Raw genomic sequence first — 19,750 nt, 5'->3', positions numbered from 1 at the left:
TGACCCAAGGTCGGCGACGTGAGTACCTCCTCCGTGCCGCGGCCCGAGCCGACGGCCCCCGCCTGGCCCCTGCGTCGCCCCCGGCCGCCGCGGGCGGCCGCCGCCGGCTCGCCCCAGGGTTTCCTGCCGGCCCTCGCCCTGTTCGCCGGCCTGCGGCTCGCCGGGATCCTCGCGGTGATCCTCACGAACGAACTGCGCGGGCACCCACTGGTCAGGAACCTGGCCCACTCCTGGGACTCGCGCTGGTACCTGCACATCGCCACGCACGGCTACGGCCACCTCATCTGGGTCGGCCCCACGGGCGCCGTCCAGACCGACTGGGCGTTCTTCCCCCTCTATCCCGCGCTCATCCGGGCGCTCACCATCGTCCCGCCGCTCACCCCCGGCCAGGCCGCCCTGCTCATCGCCTGGACGGCCGCGGGCGTGGCCGCCTACGGCGTCTACCGCGTCGGGCACCTCCTGTACGGGCGGGGCGTCGCCACCGCGCTGGTCGCCCTGTGGGCGGCCCTGCCGCACGCCGTCGAACTCACCCTGGCCTACACCGAGTCGCTGTTCGCCGCCCTCGCCGCCTGGTCCCTGTACTGCGTGCTGAAGGACCGCTGGCTGTGGGCCGGCACCCTGGCCGCGCTGGCGGGCCTGTCCCGGCCCAGTGGCTTCGCGGTGGGGGCGGCCGTCTGTCTCACCGCCGGGTACGAGGCGCTGCGCCGGCGCGGCCGGGCCCCGGCGCGGGTATGGGCCGGCGCGCTCCTGGCCCCGCTCGGCTGGCTGGCCTATGTGCTGTGGGTGGGCAGCTGCACGGGAGACGTCCTCGGCGGCTACTTCTCGGTCCAGAGCGCCTGGGGCTCCCGCTTCGACTTCGGCGCCGGCTCGCTGCGCTTCCTCAAGGCCCTGCTGCTGCACGGCGGAGGCGTCGTCTACCCGGCGGCCCTGCTGATCGTCGCGGCGAGCGTGCTGCTGTTCGTGCTGCTGTACCTGGAACGCGCCCCGCTGGCCCTGGTGGTCTTCTCCGGCGTCCTGCTCCTGCTCGTGCTCGGCGGCTCCGGTTCCTTCTCCTCCAAGCCGCGGTTCCTGCTGCCGGCGTTCCCGCTGCTCATCCCGATGGCACGGGCGCTCGCCCGGACCTGGTGGCTGCACCGGTCCCCGGCGGTGGTCGTGTACGGCGCCCTCGCCCTGGTCTCCCTGCTGGCGGGCGCCTATGTGACGGCGGTGGCCCACTCTCCGCTGTGAGCCACCGCCCGGCTCACGCCGGGACGGCCGGTGGCCGGCCTCCGGACGCCCCGGGGGACGGACCTGTGCGGCGCGCGGACGCCCGGACGCGGGCGCGCGCCACCCGGCTCGCCGCCCGCGGAGTGGATCGGGCACCGGCCGTGGTGACATGATCGGCCGGAGCCGACGGGGAAGGCGGCGCCGATGAGGCTGCACACGCACGAGTGGGGGACCGGCGACCGGATCGCCGTCCTCGTCCACGGGATCATGTCCGACCACCGCACCTGGCACCGGGTCGCCCCCGTCCTCGCGGACAAGGGATACCGGGTCATCGGCGTGGACCTGCGCGGACACGGGGCGAGCGGGCGGGGCGCGTACAGCCCCGAGACCTGGGCCGGCGACCTCGTCGAGACCCTCCCGGCCCGGCCGGAGCTGGTGATCGGCCACTCGCTCGGGGCGATGGCGCTGGCCGGTGCCGCCGAGCGGCTGGCACCGGCCCGGGCGGTCTACTGCGACCCGGCCTGGGACATACGCAAGGAGCTGGTCGACGCGTCCGTGCACTTCACCGTCTTCAAGACGGCGAACCGCGCGATGATCAGCAGCCTCAACCCGCGCTGGGACGAGAGCGACGTGGACATCGAGCTGGCCACGCTCGCCGACTGGGACCCCGCCACGGCCCTGGTCCTCCCGGAGATCTACTCGGTCAGCCGCACACCGGCGCGCCCGGTGGTGCCCTCGCTGGTGCTGCTCGCCGGCGCGAGCGACCTCGTGCGGCCCGGCCTCGGCGCGGAGCTGGTGCGGCGGGGCTTCGAGGTCCGGACCGTCGAGGGCGCCGGGCACACCCCGTACCGCGACGACTTCGACGGCTTCATGGGCGCCCTGGACGGCTGGGTCTGAGGGGCCGAGCCCCCTAGGGAAGAGTACGGCCCGCGGGGGTTGAAGATAACGCCGGCGAAACGGGTACCGGTGGGTGCCGGGTGTCCGGGGGCGAGTCGCAGGGGGGAGCAGACGACCAGCGGCTTCCGCGTCGCATCGCGGGCGGCGCGTGCCTCCCGGGCCACGGCACGTCCACCGTCCGCGGGATGGCGGGGTGCCCGCTGACGGCGCCGTTCCGGCGCCGCCTGTGCGAAGCCCGCGAATCGGGGTAGTCGGGGGGACGCCCGAGGAAAGGACCGTCTCATGACGACCTACGTGATCAGCGTCCCCGGCACCTTCACCACCGGGGCAGAGGCCGACACCCGCACCCGGCTGGCCCGGGCGCTCCGGCCGGCCGATCCGCACGGCACCCGCATGGGCAGCGCCGAGGACCTGGACGTGCTGAGCGTCAACGACGACAACACCTTCACCCTCCGCCTGACCGTCGAGGCGGACACCGGCCCCCACGCCGAGGAGGAGGCGCGCCGGCTCGCGGACTCCGCGCTGCGGGACGCGGGACTGGACGAGCGGACCGCCCCGCTCGGCCCCGCGGTGATCACCGGCATCGACTCCGAGGTCCGCTGACGGGCTCCCCCCTGGGGTGCGATCATCCGGCCCGTCCCCGAGCCACCGCCTTGCCGGGAGTGACCGATGCCCCGCAAGCGCTCCGCGGACGAAGGCGACGTCGCCCTGCAGCGCGGCATGCTCCCGAGGAATCTGCCGACCGCCCCCGGCCTGCACCCGGCGGTGCGGTACACACCCGGCGACCTCGGTCTCAACGTGGGCGGCGACTGGTACGACGCCTTTACCACCTCGGTCACCGGCGACCCCGACCACCTGCTGCTCTCCCTGGGCAGCGAGCTCTGCGCCACGTGCACGTTCATGCGGCTCGATCCGGCCACCGGGGTGCCGACGGGCTCGGTGACCGGTCGTGGCCGACCGGAGCCCCGTGACCCCCGCGAGGTCACCGCTCCGAGCGGTTCACCGGCCCCTCGTCGTCGCTGCCCGGCTCCGCGGCCGGCGTCCCGGCCGCCGTGTCACGGCGCTCGGGGTTCGGCGGGTGGGCCGCGCCGGTGCCGCCCGGCTGTCCGCCGCCGGTCGTGCCGTAGCCCCCGGGGATCCCCGGCGGGGTGTCCGCGGCGGCCGCGGCCTCGCTGATGTGGCGCCGGGCCCGGACCCCCGCCCGGCGCTCCGGGTACGGGTAGTCGAACGGCTCGGAGCCGGCGCGCTCGCGGTCCGCCTCGCGCTGCCGGCGCGCGGCCCGCTCGGCCGCCGTCGCGTTCTCGTCCTGTCGCTTGCTCTCGTGGTCCTTCATGGGCCGCCGAGTACCCGTGCCACGGCCGCCGCCAACGTCCGTCCCGGCGTGTCGGGCGGCCCACCGGGGGCACTGGGAGACGATGGGCCGAGTACGGGCACAGGGCCGGACCGGAGGGACAGGGGCGGCATGGAACAGCGGCCGGTACCAGGAAGGACGGGCGGGGCACCTCCGCGGAGCGCCCCGGAGGAGCCGCCGGCCGACGTACGCCGGCGCATCCCGCGCACCGACGCCCTGCTGCGCGACCCCCGGCTGGCCGCGGCCGTGGACCGGCTCGGCGCGCACCGGGTGAAGGCCGCCGTACGGCAGGCGCAGGAGCGGGCCCGCGCGGGCGCCATCCCGCCCGAACAGGTCCCGCAGACCGCCCTGGACCTGCTGCCCGGCACCGCGAGCGGGCTGCGCCCGGTGATCAACGCCACCGGGGTGCTGCTGCACACCAACCTCGGCCGGGCCGCGCTGTCCGCCGCCGCCCGGCAGGCGGTCCGGGAGGCGGCCGGGCCCACGGACGTCGAACTCGACCTGACGACCGGCGTACGGGCGCGCCGGGGGCGCTCCGCGCTCGCCGCGCTGCACGCCCGGATGCCGGCCGCCCGCGCCGCACACGTCGTCAACAACGGGGCCGCCGCGCTCGTCCTGGCCGCCACGGCGCTCGCGGCCGGCAAGGAGATCGTCGTCAGCCGGGGCGAGATGGTGGAGATCGGCGACGGCTTCCGCCTGCCCGACCTGCTCGTCTCCACCGGCGCCCGGCTCCGCGAGGTCGGTACGACCAACCGCACCACCCCCGCCGACTACGCGGCCGTGACCGGGCCGGACACCGGCTTCGTGCTGAAGGTCCACCCGTCCAACTTCCGGATCACCGGGTTCACCCGGTCCGCCGAGGTCGCCGAACTCACCGGCCTCGGTGTCCCGGTCGTCGTCGACATCGGCTCCGGGCTGCTCGCCCCGCACCCGGCCCTGCCCGAGGAGCCCGACGCCGACACCCAGCTGCGCGCCGGCGCCGCGCTCGTCACCGCGAGCGGCGACAAACTGCTCGGCGGACCCCAGTGCGGGCTCCTGCTCGGCCGGGCGGACCTGGTCCGCGCCCTCGCCCGGCACCCGCTGGCCCGCGCCCTGCGCGTCGACAAGCTGACCCTGGCCGCCCTGGAAGCCACCCTCACCGGCCCGCCCACCCCGACCGCCCTGGCACTCACCGCCGGCCCCGACGCGCTCAGGGCCCGCGCCGAGCGGCTCGCCGCCGCACTGGCCGCCGACGGGATCGACGTACGGGCCGCCGGGAGCGCGGCCACGGTCGGCGGCGGGGGCGCACCCGGCGTCACCCTGCCCAGCGCGGCGCTGTCCCTGCCCGAGCCGTACGCCGCCGCCCTGCGCACCGGCCCGGTCCCGGTCGTCGGCCGCCTGGAGGCGGGCCGCTGCCTGCTGGACCTGAGGGCGGTGCCGCCGGAGGACGACGACCGGCTGGCCGAGGCCGTACGGTCGGCCCGGGCCACCGCGGAAGGGCGGGCGTGATGCGGGTCCTCGCCACCGCCGGCCATGTCGACCACGGCAAGTCCGCGCTGGTCCGCGCCCTCACCGGCATGGAGCCCGACCGGTACGAGGAGGAGCGCCGGCGGGGCCTGACCCTGGACCTGGGCTTCGTGTGGACCCGCCTCGGCGGCGACCACCTCGCCTTCGTCGACGTGCCCGGACACGAGCGGTTCGTGCCGACCATGCTGGCCGGGGTCGGACCCGTCCCCGCCGTGCTGTTCGTGGTCGCCGCCGACCAGGGCTGGCAGCCCCAGTCCGAGGAGCACCTCGCGATCCTCGACGCGCTCGGCGTCCGGCACGCCGTCCTCGCCGTGACCCGCAGCGATCTGGCCGACCCGGAGCCGGTGCGCGCCGACGCCGTGGAGCGGCTGGCCGCGACCTCCCTCGGCAAGGTGCCACACGCCGCCGTCAGCGCGGTCACCGGGGCGGGTCTGGACGCGCTGCGCGCCGAACTGGCGCGGCTGGCGGACGCCCTGCCCCCGCCCGACACCGGGGCCGACGTACGCCTCTGGCTCGACCGGGCGTTCACCGTCCGCGGCCACGGCACCGTGGTGACCGGCACCCTCGGCGCGGGCACCCTGCACGTCGGCGACCGGCTGGTCACCGCGGACGGATCGGCCGTCCTCCGGGTGCGCGGCCTGCAGAGCCTGCACGAGGAGCGGACGGCCGTCGCCGCGGTGGCCCGCGTCGCCGTCAACGTGCACGGCCAGGGGGACACCACGCTCGGCCGCGGACAGGTACTGCTCACCCCGGACCGCTGGCTGTGCACCGAGGTCGCCGACGTACGGGTCACCGGGGAGCCGGTGGCCGGCCTGCCCCGGTGCGTCACCCTGCACATCGGGACGGCCGCCGTGCCGGTGACCGTCCGCCCGCTCGGCCCGGACACCGCCCGGCTCACCCTGCGCCGGGGGCTGCCCCTGCGGACCGGCGACCGCGCGGTGCTGCGGGAACCCGGCGGTACCCGCATGCCGTGCGGGGTCACCGTGCTGGACGTACGGCCGCCCCGGCTGACCCGGCGCGGCGCCGGCCGGGCCCGCGCGGCCGAGCTGGAGACGATGACCGGCCGCCCGGACGGCGCCGCCGAACTGCGCCGCCGCAAGCTGGTCCGGGGCGCCGACCTGCGGGCGATGGGCGTTCCGGTGCCCGGTGGACCCGTCGCCGGCGACTGGCTGGCCGACACCGCGTACTGGAACGCCCTCAAGGACCGGCTCGCCGGCCGGGTCCGCGAGCACGCCCGGACCCATCCCCTGGACCCCGGCCTGCCCACCGAGGCGGCCCGCCGGCTGCTCGGCCTGCCCGACCGCGCCCTGGTCGACGCGCTGGCCGCGGACCTGCCCGGGATCCACGCCCGCCAGGGCCGGCTGCACACCGCCGACAGCCTCCGGCCCGCCCTGCCCGCTCCCCTCCGCGCCGCCGTGGACGCCCTGCGCCGGGACCTCGCCCGTACCCCGTTCCGGGCGCCCGAGGCCGGGCGGCTCACCGAACTGGGCCTGGACCGCCGGGCGTTGGCCGCGGCGGCGGCCGCCGGGGCGCTGCTGCGGATCGCCGACGGCATCGTGCTGCTGCCCGGCGCGGACGCAGACGCCGCCGCCGTGCTGCGCGCGCTGCCGCAGCCGTTCACGCTCAGCGAGGCCCGGCGCGCCCTGGACACCACCCGCCGGGTGGCCGTACCGCTGCTGGAGTTCCTGGACGCCCGCGGATGCACACAACGCGTCGACGACCAGCGCCGGCGCTGCCGCACGGGGGCGGGGAACGGAGGCGGACGGGAATCGAACCCGTTTCCTCAGCCCATCGTGACCTGCGACGATGCCGGGAACTTGGAAAGATAGCCGCGTTTCGATGACGCTGAATGTCGCTCGATTCCGCTCGAGGCGGTTCGGTTTGGCCCAGGCCAAACGCTGCCAGGTGAGCGGCCCCTGATCCTGCAGGGGTGAGTCCAGAGCGGACCACACGACAGGGCCCCCGAACCGCGTCCGGTCGGGGGGCCTGCGACCGTGCACCGCCGCCTGAGGGGCAAAGCGGCGCCCGGCCGATCCGTGGGGGGGGGGCATCGCCGACGCCCTAGGCACCCCGCTCGCCGACCTCGTCCGCTGACCAACCTGCCATCGGACCGAAAGCGGCCCGACGCCAGGAAGTCAGTCTGCAACGGCGCGCGCGTCAGGCACGTACCCAGTCCACCCGCTGACCCTCGGGCGACACCTCTATCTCGAACTGCTCCAGCGACGGGGCATCGTCTGCCTGCCAGCGCAGCAGGTGCTCCTCGACGTCATCCCACAGGCGGCCCGGACCGCCCTGGCGGACCACCCAGCGCTCGCCATCCTGACGCAGAGCGGCCCACGCGCTGGCGTCCACATCCAGCAGGATGTGATGCGTGCCTGCCGGGCCGGGCAGCGTGAGCCGCTGCGCGCGCGGTGCCGCGAGTTGGGCAACGTAGAGAGCCGTGGGGTCGTCCAGAACGCTCGGGGCGAGCCGAGCCGGGCGCTCCTCTCCCGCGTCCAGGTCGGGGAGCATGCCGAGCGGTGGCGGCAGCTGGGGGCGGGCGAGCATGAACGACACGCCCCCCTCCAAGAACCGGCCGCGCGCTGTGCCGTCCTCGCCGACGGTGAGGCGTGCCAGGCTGGAGGCGTGCATCCAGCCGGTCACCGTGGCCAGGATGATCCCGCCGGGCCGGGTCTGCTCGACCCAGGTGTACGGGACGTCGAGCACGCTGCAGGTGGCGATGACGCGGTCGTACGGGGCGCTGTCCTTGTGGCCGGCCAGGCCGTCGCCGACGACGAGGTCGGGGAAGTAGCCGCAGGCGCCGAGGCTGGTGGCTGCCCGGGCGGACACCTGGGGGTCGACCTCCACCGAGGTCACGAGGCTGTCGCCGAGGCGGTGGCACAGCAGGCCGGTGGAGTATCCGGTGCCGGTGCCGATCTCCAGCACGCGGTGACCGTCCTCGACCTGGAGGTCTTCCAGCATCCGGACGACCAGGCTGGGCAGGGTGCTCGACGACGTGGGCTCGCGCAGGATCTCGCCGCGGACGTCTGCCGGTGCGATCGTGCCAGCCACCTGGGTCACGAACGACTCGTCGTCGTAGCAGCGCACCAGCCAGCCGGGGGACTCCGCCTGCACCGGACGCCACGCGGTGGGGCCCGGACTGGTCACCCGCTCGAAGAACCCGGCGCGGAGGAACTCGTGGCGCGGTACCTCCTGGACGGCCGTGCGCCACGGCGGGGTATGCAGGTGGCCGGCGTCGGCCAGTTGGTCGGCGAGTGTCCGGCGCAGGGCGGCGGTGTCTAGGTCGCTCATCGGGGTTTCCTCTCCAGCAGGTCGGCCATGGCTGCGAGCATCGGCAGGCCGGTCTCCGGTTCGAGCCAGTACCACTGGCCGGACGGGTTGCACTCCAGGAACCACCATGTCCCGGCGCGGTCGATGGCGAAGTCGAATGCGCCGAAGACGAGATGGAACCGGGCCAGGTACGCGTAGAGCGCGTCGGCGACCGCTGGCGGTGGAGTGACGGGGGTGTAGCGGAGCCGGCTGTACTCGGTGCGCCAGTCCAGCAGGTCGGAGTCGATCCGGACGGCGAAGATCTGGTTGCCGATGACGGTGACGCGTACGTCCGCGGTCTTGTCGATCACCTGCTGGAACAGGTGCGCGGTGCCGGCGACCGTCGCGTCGATGTCGTCGAGTGCTACCTCGGCGACCTTGACGGTGTTGGATACGCCGTCCACGAAGTAGGCGGGTGTCGCGAGGGGCTTGTAGATGGTGGGGCCGTACCGCTTGATGAACGCCCGAGCGGCGTCCGGCTCGGTGGTGATGAGGGTCGGCGGCACGTGGAATCCCACGGCGGCCGCCGCGGTGAGGCCGGCCGGTTTGAACTCGGCGTCCCCGATGCGGTGCGGGTGGTTGACGTACAGGCAGCCGGGCAGGGAGGCGAGAACGCCGCCGAGCCCGTAGCGGGCCTGGGTGATGGCGAACCGGGCGTCCTGCTCGCTGAGGTGCGGGTAGGTGAAACCGGAGGGCCGCCGGTAGTACAGGGAGCGGGCCTGCGAGAGTTCGGCGGTCCGGGTGGGCGTGGACAGGGTGCCGTCCAGGCCGTCGGTGGTGATGGTGGCCGCGACCGACAGGGCGTGCGGGAAGTCCCCGCTGTCGAACCGCACGACCGGGACGCCCCGGTCGTGCAGCTCGCTGATCACCACGTCGGCGGTGGGGTCGTTCAGGCAGGTGACGACCAGCACCGGACGAGGGTCATTCACTGGTCGCCGTCGCTCCCGGTGTCGCTGTCGTTGGTGGTGCCGTTGCCGTCGGGGCTGGTGCCCGTCGACGGCTGGGTGCCCGTGCTGGTGCCGTGGCCGGGCATCTCCATGGCCTGGCCGGCGTCGTCGAAGAACTGGGCGGTCTGGGTGACCGGGTCGAGCACGGCGCGAGCGTAGCCCGGGCTCATCGCCGGGTAGGGGGCCATGCGCCTGAGTCCCCAGGGGGTGGGGGTGGTGGCGCCGGAGGGCACCGGTGTGCCGGTCGGGAGTCGGTCGGAGTGTACGTACAAGGCAGTTCGTTCCTCTCGTCGGTGGTGCGGGTGGTCCGCCGTTCGGTGCGGCGGGGCATGAGGGGAGTCCGCCGCCGGGACGGGAGCTCCGGCGGCGGACCCTGCGGCCTCCCCAATCGAGGGGGTCGGCGAGGCCGCGGTTCGAGGGTGCGTCAACGCTGCTTCGGGTACGTCTGACGCGGCGTCGGCCGGCACGGTGTCGGGCAGACGTGCACCGTGCCGCTCACGCCGCTGCCCGTCTCGATAGTGACCGGCTCGGGCTTGCCCTGGATCGGCTGGTCACAGCGGGCGCACATCATCGGCGGACCTTGCGTGCCTCGCGGACCGCGCGCACCAGGCCAGTCCCCGTCGGGCAGAGGTTGCTGTCGTCCACGCACTCCTCGCACGACTGGCTGTGCGTCACGAGCGCGCTCATCGCCTGTTCCAGAGCGCACCGACGGCACGCCCGCGGGAACCAGCTGACGCGGCCCCCGACGCGGCGCAGGCGTCGCTCGCCGAGGTCGACGGCCGTCTTCGAGCTGAGCGCCGCCCCGTCGTACACGCAGGTGATACCTCGCACCTGGTCCTGGGACAGGGTGTGGAACTCGGGGAGCGACAGGACAGCGAGGGGCTGTGTCGCGGTGGTCATCCGGCCCGCTCCTCACTGGTGCGTGGCCGGAACGCGTCCGCGAGCGCCGCGGAGAACACGGCCGGTTCCGTGAGCCATCCGTCGTCGCCCGGGCAGATCCGCCAGTGCGGTCCGGGGCCTTCCGTGCGGCGGGCCGACGGGATCGGGACGGACGTGCCAGCCGTGAGCGCTTCCATGGTCACCAAGTCCCACGTGTCGGCAGTCCGACCGGGAGGAAGAAGTACAGCGCGCTCTGTGCAGGGTCCTCCACTACGGCGCCGGTTCGGGCACCGAGGATCTCCATCGCGGAGAGGCCGAGCTGTCGGGGGACGCGGACGGCGTCCCACTCGGGGGCGTCCACGGGTGGAGCGGTGGGCATGGTGACTCCTCCACAACATGTCTGATCGGGCGCACACCAGATTGGTCCTGCAGCTGCGGCAGGCCGAGGACTTCAACAGGTCTCTTGCGTGCCGGAAAGAGGACTTTCGTTGGGGCCTTCGAGTGACGACTGGCCAACAGCAGGGCCTACGGCGACACTTGCCGCAGCGCTCGACTATGGAGGTGCAGCAGTGGCACGCCGCGCAGGTAACACCCAACTCAAAGCGGCTCGGGTCGCGGCCGGTTACCACTCCCAGCAGGCCCTCGCAGATGCCCTGGGCGTCGGTGTCCGGCAGGTCCGACGGTGGGAGTCCGACCAGCCGCCGGTACCGCAGCCGGACGTCGCCCAGGCTCTCACACGGCTCCTCGGCCAAGACCTCGAAGCGCTTGGATTCACCCCCACCGGCGGCAGGCCAGCAGGACGCGCGCGCCGAACAGTGCTCGCCGCAACCGCGGCCGCCGTAGGCCTCGCTGCCGTCCCCACGCAGGCCATCGCCGTACAGCCCGCCACAGCGGCCGAGGACTTCGAAGCGGTCACCTGTTCACACCGGCGCCTGTACTGGTCCGTCGCACCGGCCACGCTGCACCCGGCCGCGCTCGCGCACGCCACCCTCGGCTGCGCGCTGCTCCCAGAGGCCGCCGGCCAGACCCGGCAGCGGATCGCCGCGGCGCTCGCCGAGACGTGGCTCCTGGCGGGCCGGATCGAGTTCTTCGACCTGCGCGAGCCGGACCGGGCCGCACACACTCTGCTGCGGGCGCTCCAGGCCGCAGGCGAGGCCGACGATCCTCTGCTCGGCGCCGCGGTCTTGGCGCACACCGCGTTCATCCCTGGCTGGGACGGCCGCCGTGAGGAGGCTGTTGAGCGGATGGTGGCCGCGCGGACGTATGCCCGGCGCGGCCCGGCGTCGGCGGAGTTGCTCGCGTGGCTGGACGCGGTGGAGGCGGAGTGTGAGACCCGCTGCGGGAATCCGAGGACCGCGCTGCACCTGATTGGGCACGCCGAGGACGTTCTCGCGCGCGGGGGCGAGCACGCGTCGCCCGAGTGGTTGGACTGGTTCAGCCCGGTACGGCTGGCCGCCTTCAAGGGGAACACGCAACTGCGCGCAGGCCACCTGCCGCAGGCCCGGACCACGCTGCTCGACGTCCTCGATTCCCTCGGCCCGGTCGGCGAGAAGCAGACCACTGTGGTGCTCGGTGACCTCGCCGCTGTAGAGGCCGCCGCCGGCCGCCCGGAGGAGGCGTGTGGGTACGCGGTCCGCGCGCTCGACCAACTGGAGCGCACCTGGTACGCGATGGGCATGGACCGGGTGCGGGAGGTGCGGCGCGCGTTGGCGCCGCACCAGCACGAGCGCTGCGTCCGCGACCTGGACGACCGCCTGTATGGGTGGTCTACGACTGTCAGTGCCCTTGCTCGTTGAAGCGGACGATGAGCGGCGACAGTTCGAGGAGGCTCTCCACGCGGAACGTGGGGAGCTTCTTCGCTTCCTCGGTGTTCCACTGGATCGTCGCCCACGGGCCGCGGTGCACGAGCGCGGTCCGCATGCCGGCTGCGGCGGCCGGGCGGATGTCGTTGTCGACTCGGTCGCCGACATACAGCATCTCGTCCACCTCGGCGGGGACGACCTCGGCGACACGCTCGAAGAACTCGGGGTCGGGCTTGCTCGCGCCCCAGTCGTCGCTCGTGCCGATCAGGTCGACGTCGTTGGAGAACAGCTGGCGGAGGATGCCGCCTGCGCGCACCGTCTGGTTGCCGGCGATGCCCAGCCACAGGCCGTCGGCGCGGAGCGCAGTAAGCGCGTCGCGGACGTCCGGGTAGAGGTCCTGCTCGCCGAAGTGCTCGGGCTTCCCCGCGGTGGCCCGGCGCTCGCGCTCGGCGTACAGGTCGAAGCCGGGCCGGAACTCCTGGAACACCTCTCGGTAGTCGCGGCCCTGGGCGATGACGGCGCCGAACATCGCCGCGAAGGTGTGGCGGGGTACACCGAGCCAGTCCGCCCAGGTGCCGTACTCAGTGGTCTCGTCTACGAGGCACTCGCCGACGTCGAAGATCACAGCGCGAATCATGGGGTCAGGGTACTGACCGGGCGGATAGGGTTGATCCATGTCCCCCGCTTCGCCCTCGGGCCCGGTGCGCTCTGCCGCCGACGAGATCAACGAGAAGATCCACCGTCTCTGAACTGGGCCGGGCGCGCGTCGGACGCTGCCGCTCACACAGGAGCAGCGGCCGCGGTATCAGCACCTACTGGCGGAGCTGCGGCGGGTTGAGTGACCCAGCCCGGGGGCCGCTGCTGGCCGTGTGCGTCGACCAGCTTCTTGAACTCCTCGGCCGCGACCGGGTCGCCGAACTTCTCGGTCTCCCAGGCGCCGCCGCGGCCACCCTGGAGCCAGCGCACCTGGTAGATCGCCGACCCCTCCTTGCGCTCTCACTTGCGGATGCTCGCCATGGAGGCAGGGTAGGGGTGTCGGTCCCTGCGTCAGGCCCGTGTTTGGCCGAGATTTACAACAGCACAGGTAGAGGACGGAGGCGGACGGGAATCGAACCCGCCTGCCCGAGATCCTCGGGCACCTCGGTTTTGAAGACCGGGAGGGCCACCAGGCACCCACACGCCTCCACCGCCCGTCAGGCTACTGCCCCAGGAGACCACCGGTATGACAACGACACCGGCCCACCAGACGCCCGTACGGCTCACCCGGTTCGCCCACGGCGGCGGCTGTGCCTGCAAGATCCCGCCCGGTGAACTGGAGGAGGTGGTCGCGGGGCTGACCGCCGCGCCGCTCGCCGGCGGCGACACCCCGCTGCTCGTCGGCCTCGCCACCGGTGACGACGCCGCGGTCGTCACCCACCGGGGGACCGCCCTGGTGTGCACGGCCGACTTCTTCACCCCGGTCGTGGACGACCCCTACGACTGGGGCCGGATCGCCGCAGCCAACGCCCTGTCCGACGTGTACGCGATGGGCGGCCGGCCCGTGCTCGCCGTCAACCTGCTCGGCTGGCCCCGCGACCGGCTCCCGTTCGACCTCGCCCGCGAGGTGCTGCGCGGCGGACTCGACACCGCCACCGAGGCCGGCTGCCACGTCGGCGGCGGGCACAGCGTCGACGACCCGGAACCCAAGTACGGCATGGCCGTCACCGGCATCGCCGACCCCGACCGGCTGCTGCGCAACGACGCCGGCCGGCCCGGGCTGCCGCTGTCCCTGACCAAACCGCTGGGCACCGGCGTCCTGAACAACCGGCACAAGGCCACCGGCGAGCGGTTCGCGCACGCCGTCGCCACGATGGCCGCCCTCAACCGCGAGGCCGCCGAGGCCGCGCTGGCCGCCGGCGCCGAGTGCGCCACCGACGTCACCGGCTTCGGCCTCCTCGGCCATCTGCACAAACTGGCCCGCGCCTCCGGGGTGACGGCGGTGGTCGACACCGCCGCCGTCCCGTACCTGGAGGGCGCCCGGGAGGCCGTACGGGACGGGTACGTCAGCGGCGGCACCCGGCGCAACCTGGAGTGGGTCGCACCGCACACCGACTTCGGGACCACCGACGAGGACACGCGGCTGCTGCTCGCCGACGCGCAGACCTCCGGCGGGCTCCTCGTCGCCGGTGAGGTCCCCGGCGCCCCGGTGATCGGGGAGCTGGTGCCGCGCGGCACCCACTCCCTCGTCCTCGCGTAGGTCCGCTCACGGCTCGGTGCCGGTGTGCTCGTCGATGCCCGCCCGGATCCGGTACGCCCGCACCAGCTCGACCGCCGCCGGGCCGCGGGGGCGCCGTCCCGGGCGGATGTCGACGGCGAACGCCTTCGTCTCCTGGATGTGCGTGTTCGGGTCCAGGGACAGGTGCAGCAGCTCGTTGGCCGCGTCCCCGGTGCTGTAGCCGTTCGGGCCCCAGTGGTACGGCAGCCCCACCTGGTGCAGCCGGCGGCCGTGCACGGTCAGCGGCGCCATCCGGTCGGTGACCAGGACCCGCGCCTCGACCACGCCCCGCGCGCTGACGATCGTCGCCCACCCCGTGTGGGCGAGGCCCCGCTCGGCGGCCAGCTCCGGGGACACCTCGCAGAAGAACTCCGGCTGCAGTTCCGCGAGGTACGGCTGCCAGCGGGACATGCCGCCCGCCGTGTGGTGCTCGGTGAGCCGGTAGGTGGTGGCCACGTACGGGAACACCCCGGAGCCGGGCTCGTCGCCGCTCGGCTGGTAGCGGTTGTCCGGGTGCGGCGGCAGCAACTGCCGTACCGGATTGCGCTGCTGGTCGTGGAGCAGGTTCGGGAACGGGGAGTCCTGCGGTTCGTAGTGGGTGGGCAGCGGTCCGTCGGTCAGTCCGGACGGCACGTACAGCCAGGCCTTGCCGTCGGCCTGCATGATGAACGGGTCCGTGCCGGACAGGGCCTCCGGACCGGTCGCGTCGTCGGGCGGCTCGTGGTCCGGCGCCTTGTCCTTCTTGAAGTCGGGGACGTCGTGCCCCGTCCACTCGCCCTGCTCACCCTTGTCCGGGTCCCACCACACCAGCGCCTTGCGCTCGCTCCACGGCCTGCCCCCGGGGTCGGCCGAGGCACGGTTGTACAGGATCCGCCGGTTGGCCGGCCAGGCCCACGCCCACTCGGCCGCCACCCAGTCCTGCTCCCGGCCCGGCTTGCGGCGGGCCGCCTGGTTGACGCCGTCGGCGTACACACCGCAGTAGATCCAGCAGCCGCAGACCGTCGAGCCGTCGGGCCTCAGCTGCTCGTAGGAGGAAAGCGGATTTCCCTCGCCGTCCCGGCCGTTGATCTCCGCGAGGACCGCCTCCGCGTCCGGTTCGGCGTGCCGGCCCCTCGTCGGGTAGTCCCAGGCGAGGTCGAGCACCGGCCGGTCCATCTCGTCACCGGACCCGGCGAGCTTCTCCCGGATGATCCGCCCCAGGTGGTAGGCGAACCACAGCTCGCTGCGCGCGTCACCGGGCGGTTCGACCGCCTGGTGGTGCCACTGGAGCAGCCGCTGGGTGTTGGTGAAGCTGCCGTCCTTCTCGGTGTGCGCGGCGGCCGGCAGGAAGAACACCTCCGTGCGGATGTCCTCCGTGCGCAGTTCCCCGGTCTCGATCTCGGGGCCGTCCTGCCACCAGGTCGCCGATTCGATCAGGGAGAAGTCGCGCACGACCAGCCAGTCCAGGTTGGCCATGCCGAGCCGCATCAGCTTGGAGTTGGCGTTGCCCACGGCGGGGTTCTCGCCGAGCAGGAAGTAGCCTCTGCAGACGCCGTCCAGCTGGGCCATCGTCGTCTCGTACGTCGAGTGCGAGCCGGTCAGCCGGGGCAGGTAGTCGAAGCAGAAGTCGTTCTCCGGCGTCGCCGCGTCACCCCAGTACGCCTTGAGCAGGCTCACCAGGTACGAGCGCATGTTGCCCCAGTAGCCCTTGTGCGCGGCCTCGGCCTCGACGAAGGCGTCCAGGTCCTGGTTCTGGTGGGCGTGCGGCATCGGGATGTAGCCGGGCAGCAGGTTGAACAGGGTCGGGATGTCGGTGGACCCCTGGATGGAGGCGTGGCCGCGCAGGGCGAGGATGCCGCCGCCGGGCCGGCCGATGTTGCCGAGCAGGGTCTGCAGGACGGAGGCCGCCCGGATGTTCTGCACCCCGACCGTGTGCTGCGTCCAGCCGACGGCGTAGGCGAAGGCCGTCGTCCGGTCGCGCCCCGAGTTCTCCGTGACCAGTTCGCACACCTGGCGGAAGAGGTCCTGCGGCACCCCGCAGACCTGCTCGACCAACTCGGGCGTGTAGCGGGCGTAGTGCCGCTTCAGCACCTGGAACACACAGCGCGGGTGGGACAGCGTCTCGTCCCGTTCCGGTTCCCCCTCGCCGATCACCGCACCGCCGGAGCCGTGCGCCTCACCGCGCGCCGCCTCGGTCACCGAGCTGCCGCCGCCGGTGCGCTCGTCGTACTCCTGGTCGCGCTCACCGGAGGCCGCCTGCACCTCGGTGCCCTCGTACTGCCAGCTGGCGTTGTCGTACGAGCGGCTGTCGGTGTTGAGGCCGGAGAAGACGCCGGCCAGGTCCTCGGTGTCCCGGAAGTCCTCCCGCAGGATCACCGGGGCGTTGCTGTACGCCACGATGTACTCGCGGAAGTACTTCTCGTGCCTCAGCACGTGGTTGACGATCCCGCCGAGGAAGGCGATGTCCGTGCCCGCGCGCAGCGGCACGTGCAGGTCGGCGAGCGCGCTGGTGCGGGTGAAGCGAGGATCGACGTGGATCACCTTCGCGCCGCGCGCCTTGGCCTCCATCACCCACTGGAACCCGACCGGATGGCACTCGGCCATGTTCGAGCCCTGGATGACGATGCAGTCCGCGTTCTGCAGGTCCTGCTGGAAGGTGGTCGCGCCGCCGCGGCCGAACGAGGTTCCCAGACCGGGAACGGTGGAGGAGTGTCAAACACGCGCCTGGTTCTCGATCTGGATCGCTCCCAGCGCGGTGAACAGCTTCTTGAGGAGGTAGTTCTCCTCGTTGTCGAGGGTGGCTCCGCCCAGGCTGGCGATGCCCAGGGTGCGCCGGGTGCGGGTCTCGTCGACCTCCCACTGCCAGCCGGCCCGGCGCGCCTCGATCACCCGGTCCGCGATCATGTCCATCGCCGTGTCCAGGCCCAGCCGTTCCCACTCCGTGCCGTGCGGGCGCCGGTACAGAACCTGGTGTCCGCGGGCGTCCCCGGTGGTCAGCTGCAGGCTCGCCGCGCCCTTGGGGCACAGCCGCCCGCGCGAGATCGGTGAGTTCGGGTCGCCCTCGATCTGGGTGACCTTCTCGTCCTGGACGTACACGTTCTGCCCGCAGCCGACCGCGCAGTACGGGCAGACGGACTTCACCACGCGGTCGGCTGAGGCGACCCGGGGCGTGAGCCGTGCGCTGCGCCCGCTCTTCGCGGCGGCGCCGCGGCCGAGCGGATCCGTGCCGGTGAGCTGACGGTAGACAGGCCAGGAGTCGATCCAGGTGCGTACGCCCACGTCTCCTCCTCCCGCTCGGTTCCTCGATTGTCCCGCGGCCTCGTGATCGCGGCATCCCCGGCCGTGACCGGCGACGAGGTACCCGTGCCGGGCACGGCCAAACGGATCCGGCAGAAGTGAGTACGGCGTCCGGGGGTGGGACTCCGCCGCGCGTCGTCAACGGCCCCGCGCCCGGAGCCTCTCCCGTTGGGGGACGACCGTGTACCGGGGGTCCTCCGCGGAGGCCACCCCGGCGTGGAAGACGCCGAAACGCAGCGCCGCCGAACCGGTGAGGAGGGCCGCTCCCGCCGCGACGGCCAGACGCCGGTCCCGCACCCGGGCCGAGAGCAGGGCCAGGGCAGCCCCGCCCGCCGTCAGCGCCTCCGCCGTGCGCAGCAGCCGACGCGGCCTTCCCTGCTCGAAGGGCTCCGCGGTCAGCCCCATCCGCAGCTTCATCACCCGGAAGGCGCCCAGTTCCAGCCCGGCCCCCAGCACCGCCATCCGCCGTGCCGGTCCGGCCTGGCCGGAGGGCACCGCGGCCAGGGCGAGGCCGGCGGCCGACGTGGCGGCGGAACCCGCGAACACGAACGGCAGCTGCCGGTAGCCCTCGTGCCAGGACGGCACCGCCGTGTCCGAGAGCAGCACCGCCGTGTACGTCGCCACGGCCGGGCCGAGCACGGCGGCGCCCGCCGTGGCGGCCGAGCCCACCAGCCGGTACCGGCCGGCCACGTCGGTCGCGGCAGCGGCCAGAGCGAGCGGCACGTACCCGCTCAGGATCCAGGAACCCACACTCATCGGAGAGGTGGGCTTGAACACCCGGAGCATGTTCAGGAACCGGGCCGGGCGCCCCAGGTCGTGCACCAGCGCCGCCAGCGACAGCGTGATGGAGCCGGCCGCGCCCAGCTTGGCCGCCCTGCCCAGCGCCGGCCGCCCGGTGACCCCGGCCCCCGCCGCCAGCAGCGAGGAGGCTCCCGCCAGCCCGCCCAGGTACAGGTACCCGGCGATGTCCAGGGGCTTCCAGGTCGGCTTGTTCAGGACGGGCTTGCCGTAGTACGACGAGAACTCGGCCTCCGGAACCATCGGCTGCTCGCCCCGCCCGCGCCCGCGCCGGCGCCTGCGCCGCCCCGCGTGTGCCCCCGTCGGCGCCTCCCGGTCGGGCCGCGCGTGCCGCACACCGTCCCGTGTCACATCGGACTCGCTCATCGCTGCCTCCGCACGAAGCTGCCGGCGGCGAGCGCGAGCAGCGAGACGGCGGCCAGTGCCGCGTGCCGCCACATGTCGGGCAGGTCCCGCGTGGTGACCACCGGGTCCGGTGGCAGGCCGTACACCTCCGGCTCGTCCAGCAGCAGGAAGAACGCGCCGTCGCCGCCGACCCCGTCGTCCGGGCTCTCGCCGTACAGCCGGGCGTCGGTCACGCCGGCCGCGTGCAGCTGCGCCACCCGGGCCTGCGCGCGCTCCCGCAGCTCCTCCAGCGGACCGAACTGGATCGAGTCCGTCGGGCAGGACTTCGCGCAGGCGGGTTCCATGCCGACGCCGAGCCGGTCGTAGCACAGCGTGCACTTCCACGCCCGGCCGTCGTCCTTTCGCTGGTCGATCACGCCGTAGGGGCAGGCGGGCACGCAGTAGCCGCAGCCGTTGCAGATGTCCTCCTGGACGACGACCGTGCCGAACTCCGTGCGGAACAGCGATCCCGTCGGGCACACGTCCAGGCAGGCGGCGTGCGTGCAGTGCTTGCACACGTCGGACGCCATCAGCCAGCGCAACTCCGTCCGCCCGTCGGGGGAGACGGGCGAGATCTCCCCGGCGGGCGCGCCCCCGGGGGCCCGGTCCGGTGGGGGAGCGGTGGCGCCCGGCCCCGGGGAGGCGACGTCGGTGCCGAGCCGGGACGCGGCGGCGAAGACGTCCACGTCGTCGTGCGCGACCCCCGGTTCCTGCCCGGCGAGCGGCTTGCGCTGCTCGATGAAGGCCACGTGCCGCCAGGTGTCGGCGCCGAGGCCCTGTGTGTTGTCGTAGGACATGCCGGTCAGCAGGAGGCCGTCCTCCGGGACGGCGTTCCACTCCTTGCACGCGACCTCGCAGGCCTTGCAGCCGATGCACACCGAGGTGTCGGTGAAGAAGCCCATCCGCGGCGGGGCGTCCGGATAACCGGCCGCCCCGGCCACGTCCGGCTGCGGCCCGTACAGAAGGTTCCCGTGGCCCTCAGCGCCGTCGCTCATGCGGTGCCTCCTCGCTCGTCACTCGTCCGCCGGCCCGGGTACCTCGCCGGGCGCGGCCCGCACGACCTCGACCCGGTGTTTCTCCCGGGCGGTGGCCGGCATCTCCACGCCCTCGGCGAAGCACCAGCGGCCGAGGGCGTTGCGCA

General features: G+C 73.8%; 18 protein-coding genes, 1 tRNA gene and 1 pseudogene. 8 read left to right on the top strand and 12 right to left on the bottom strand.

The window, feature by feature from the left end:
• Nucleotides 1-18: 18 nt before the first annotated feature.
• The 4 genes and pseudogenes from S1361_RS02665 to S1361_RS38885 form a co-directional block, all read left to right on the top strand.
• Nucleotides 19-1,227 carry a hypothetical protein gene (locus S1361_RS02665; protein WP_208030228.1) on the top strand — a complete coding sequence of 403 codons (1,209 nt, stop codon included), beginning with the start codon at nucleotides 19-21 and terminating at the stop codon, nucleotides 1,225-1,227.
• A 183-nt stretch (nucleotides 1,228-1,410) separates the two neighbouring features.
• Complete coding sequence (locus S1361_RS02660; RefSeq protein WP_208030227.1) at nucleotides 1,411-2,103, top strand: alpha/beta fold hydrolase; 693 nt, start codon at nucleotides 1,411-1,413, stop codon at nucleotides 2,101-2,103.
• 282 nt (nucleotides 2,104-2,385) lie between these two features.
• Nucleotides 2,386-2,706 carry a hypothetical protein gene (locus S1361_RS02655; RefSeq protein ID WP_208030226.1) on the top strand — a complete coding sequence of 107 codons (321 nt, stop codon included), beginning with the start codon at nucleotides 2,386-2,388 and terminating at the stop codon, nucleotides 2,704-2,706.
• Between the two features lie 66 nt (nucleotides 2,707-2,772).
• Nucleotides 2,773-3,030: pseudogene (locus S1361_RS38885) on the top strand (serine/threonine-protein phosphatase); the annotation flags it as partial.
• A 55-nt stretch (nucleotides 3,031-3,085) separates the two neighbouring features.
• On the opposite strand, the gene S1361_RS02650 reads toward S1361_RS38885, so the two are convergent.
• Nucleotides 3,086-3,436: a hypothetical protein gene (locus S1361_RS02650; RefSeq protein WP_208030225.1), complete on the bottom strand. Its 351-nt coding sequence runs from the start codon at nucleotides 3,434-3,436 to the stop codon at nucleotides 3,086-3,088.
• Between the two features lie 129 nt (nucleotides 3,437-3,565).
• Between S1361_RS02650 and selA the strand changes: the two genes are divergently transcribed.
• Nucleotides 3,566-4,942 carry an L-seryl-tRNA(Sec) selenium transferase gene (selA, locus tag S1361_RS02645; RefSeq protein ID WP_208030224.1) on the top strand — a complete coding sequence of 459 codons (1,377 nt, stop codon included), beginning with the start codon at nucleotides 3,566-3,568 and terminating at the stop codon, nucleotides 4,940-4,942.
• Nucleotides 4,942-6,789, top strand: coding sequence for a SelB domain-containing protein (locus S1361_RS02640; RefSeq protein ID WP_208030223.1), 1,848 nt, complete (start codon nucleotides 4,942-4,944; stop codon nucleotides 6,787-6,789). Before selA ends, S1361_RS02640 begins: the two co-directional genes overlap by 1 nt.
• 328 nt (nucleotides 6,790-7,117) lie before the next feature.
• On the opposite strand, the gene tgmC is transcribed toward S1361_RS02640, so the two are convergent.
• The 5 genes from tgmC to S1361_RS38880 form a co-directional block, all read right to left on the bottom strand.
• Nucleotides 7,118-8,251, bottom strand: coding sequence for an ATP-grasp peptide maturase system methyltransferase (gene tgmC, locus S1361_RS02635; RefSeq protein WP_208030222.1), 1,134 nt, complete (start codon nucleotides 8,249-8,251; stop codon nucleotides 7,118-7,120).
• The gene (gene tgmB, locus S1361_RS02630; protein WP_208030221.1) at nucleotides 8,248-9,198 is read right to left on the bottom strand and encodes an ATP-grasp ribosomal peptide maturase; all 951 of its coding nucleotides are present in this window, start codon (nucleotides 9,196-9,198) and stop codon (nucleotides 8,248-8,250) included. Before tgmB ends, tgmC begins: the two co-directional genes overlap by 4 nt.
• Nucleotides 9,195-9,488, bottom strand: a complete 294-nt coding sequence (tgmA, locus tag S1361_RS02625) for a putative ATP-grasp-modified RiPP (protein ID WP_208030220.1) — start codon at nucleotides 9,486-9,488, stop codon at nucleotides 9,195-9,197. The genes tgmB and tgmA overlap by 4 nt, the downstream gene beginning before the upstream one ends.
• A gap of 295 nt (nucleotides 9,489-9,783) precedes the next feature.
• Complete coding sequence (locus S1361_RS02620) at nucleotides 9,784-10,116, bottom strand: hypothetical protein (protein ID WP_208030219.1); 333 nt, start codon at nucleotides 10,114-10,116, stop codon at nucleotides 9,784-9,786.
• A gap of 178 nt (nucleotides 10,117-10,294) precedes the next feature.
• The gene (locus tag S1361_RS38880; protein ID WP_243769050.1) at nucleotides 10,295-10,474 is read right to left on the bottom strand and encodes a hypothetical protein; all 180 of its coding nucleotides are present in this window, start codon (nucleotides 10,472-10,474) and stop codon (nucleotides 10,295-10,297) included.
• 190 nt (nucleotides 10,475-10,664) lie between these two features.
• On the opposite strand from S1361_RS38880, the gene S1361_RS02610 reads away from it, so the two are divergent.
• Nucleotides 10,665-11,891: a helix-turn-helix transcriptional regulator gene (locus S1361_RS02610; RefSeq protein ID WP_208030218.1), complete on the top strand. Its 1,227-nt coding sequence runs from the start codon at nucleotides 10,665-10,667 to the stop codon at nucleotides 11,889-11,891.
• Here S1361_RS02610 and S1361_RS02605 read toward each other — a convergent pair.
• From S1361_RS02605 to S1361_RS02595, 3 genes are all read right to left on the bottom strand, one after another.
• Nucleotides 11,872-12,534, bottom strand: a complete 663-nt coding sequence (locus tag S1361_RS02605; RefSeq protein WP_208030217.1) for an HAD family hydrolase — start codon at nucleotides 12,532-12,534, stop codon at nucleotides 11,872-11,874. The genes S1361_RS02610 and S1361_RS02605 overlap by 20 nt on opposite strands.
• A 143-nt stretch (nucleotides 12,535-12,677) precedes the next feature.
• Nucleotides 12,678-12,863 (bottom strand): hypothetical protein, encoded by a 186-nt coding sequence (locus S1361_RS02600; protein WP_208030216.1) that lies wholly within the window; start codon nucleotides 12,861-12,863, stop codon nucleotides 12,678-12,680.
• A 126-nt stretch (nucleotides 12,864-12,989) separates the two neighbouring features.
• A tRNA-Sec gene (locus S1361_RS02595) sits at nucleotides 12,990-13,082 on the bottom strand.
• 37 nt (nucleotides 13,083-13,119) lie between these two features.
• Between S1361_RS02595 and selD the strand changes: the two genes are divergently transcribed.
• Entirely contained in the window at nucleotides 13,120-14,133 is a 1,014-nt protein-coding gene (gene selD, locus S1361_RS02590; RefSeq protein ID WP_208030215.1) for a selenide, water dikinase SelD, read from the top strand.
• Nucleotides 14,134-14,139: 6 nt separating this feature from the next.
• Here selD and fdh read toward each other — a convergent pair whose 3' ends face one another.
• From fdh to S1361_RS02570, 3 genes are all read right to left on the bottom strand, one after another.
• Nucleotides 14,140-17,409: a formate dehydrogenase gene (gene fdh, locus S1361_RS02585; RefSeq protein WP_243769049.1), complete on the bottom strand. Its 3,270-nt coding sequence runs from the start codon at nucleotides 17,407-17,409 to the stop codon at nucleotides 14,140-14,142.
• Nucleotides 17,410-17,565: 156 nt separating this feature from the next.
• Entirely contained in the window at nucleotides 17,566-18,591 is a 1,026-nt protein-coding gene (gene nrfD, locus S1361_RS02575) for an NrfD/PsrC family molybdoenzyme membrane anchor subunit (protein WP_208030213.1), read from the bottom strand.
• Nucleotides 18,588-19,604: a 4Fe-4S dicluster domain-containing protein gene (locus tag S1361_RS02570; RefSeq protein WP_208030212.1), complete on the bottom strand. Its 1,017-nt coding sequence runs from the start codon at nucleotides 19,602-19,604 to the stop codon at nucleotides 18,588-18,590. Before S1361_RS02570 ends, nrfD begins: the two co-directional genes overlap by 4 nt.
• Between the last annotated feature and the right edge of the window lie 146 nt (nucleotides 19,605-19,750).

The sequence above is a fragment of the Streptomyces cyanogenus genome (assembly GCF_017526105.1).
GTDB lineage: Bacteria > Actinomycetota > Actinomycetes > Streptomycetales > Streptomycetaceae > Streptomyces > Streptomyces cyanogenus.
Note: the sequence above shows the minus strand (reverse complement) of the source record. Positions and strands in the feature narration are given on the sequence as shown.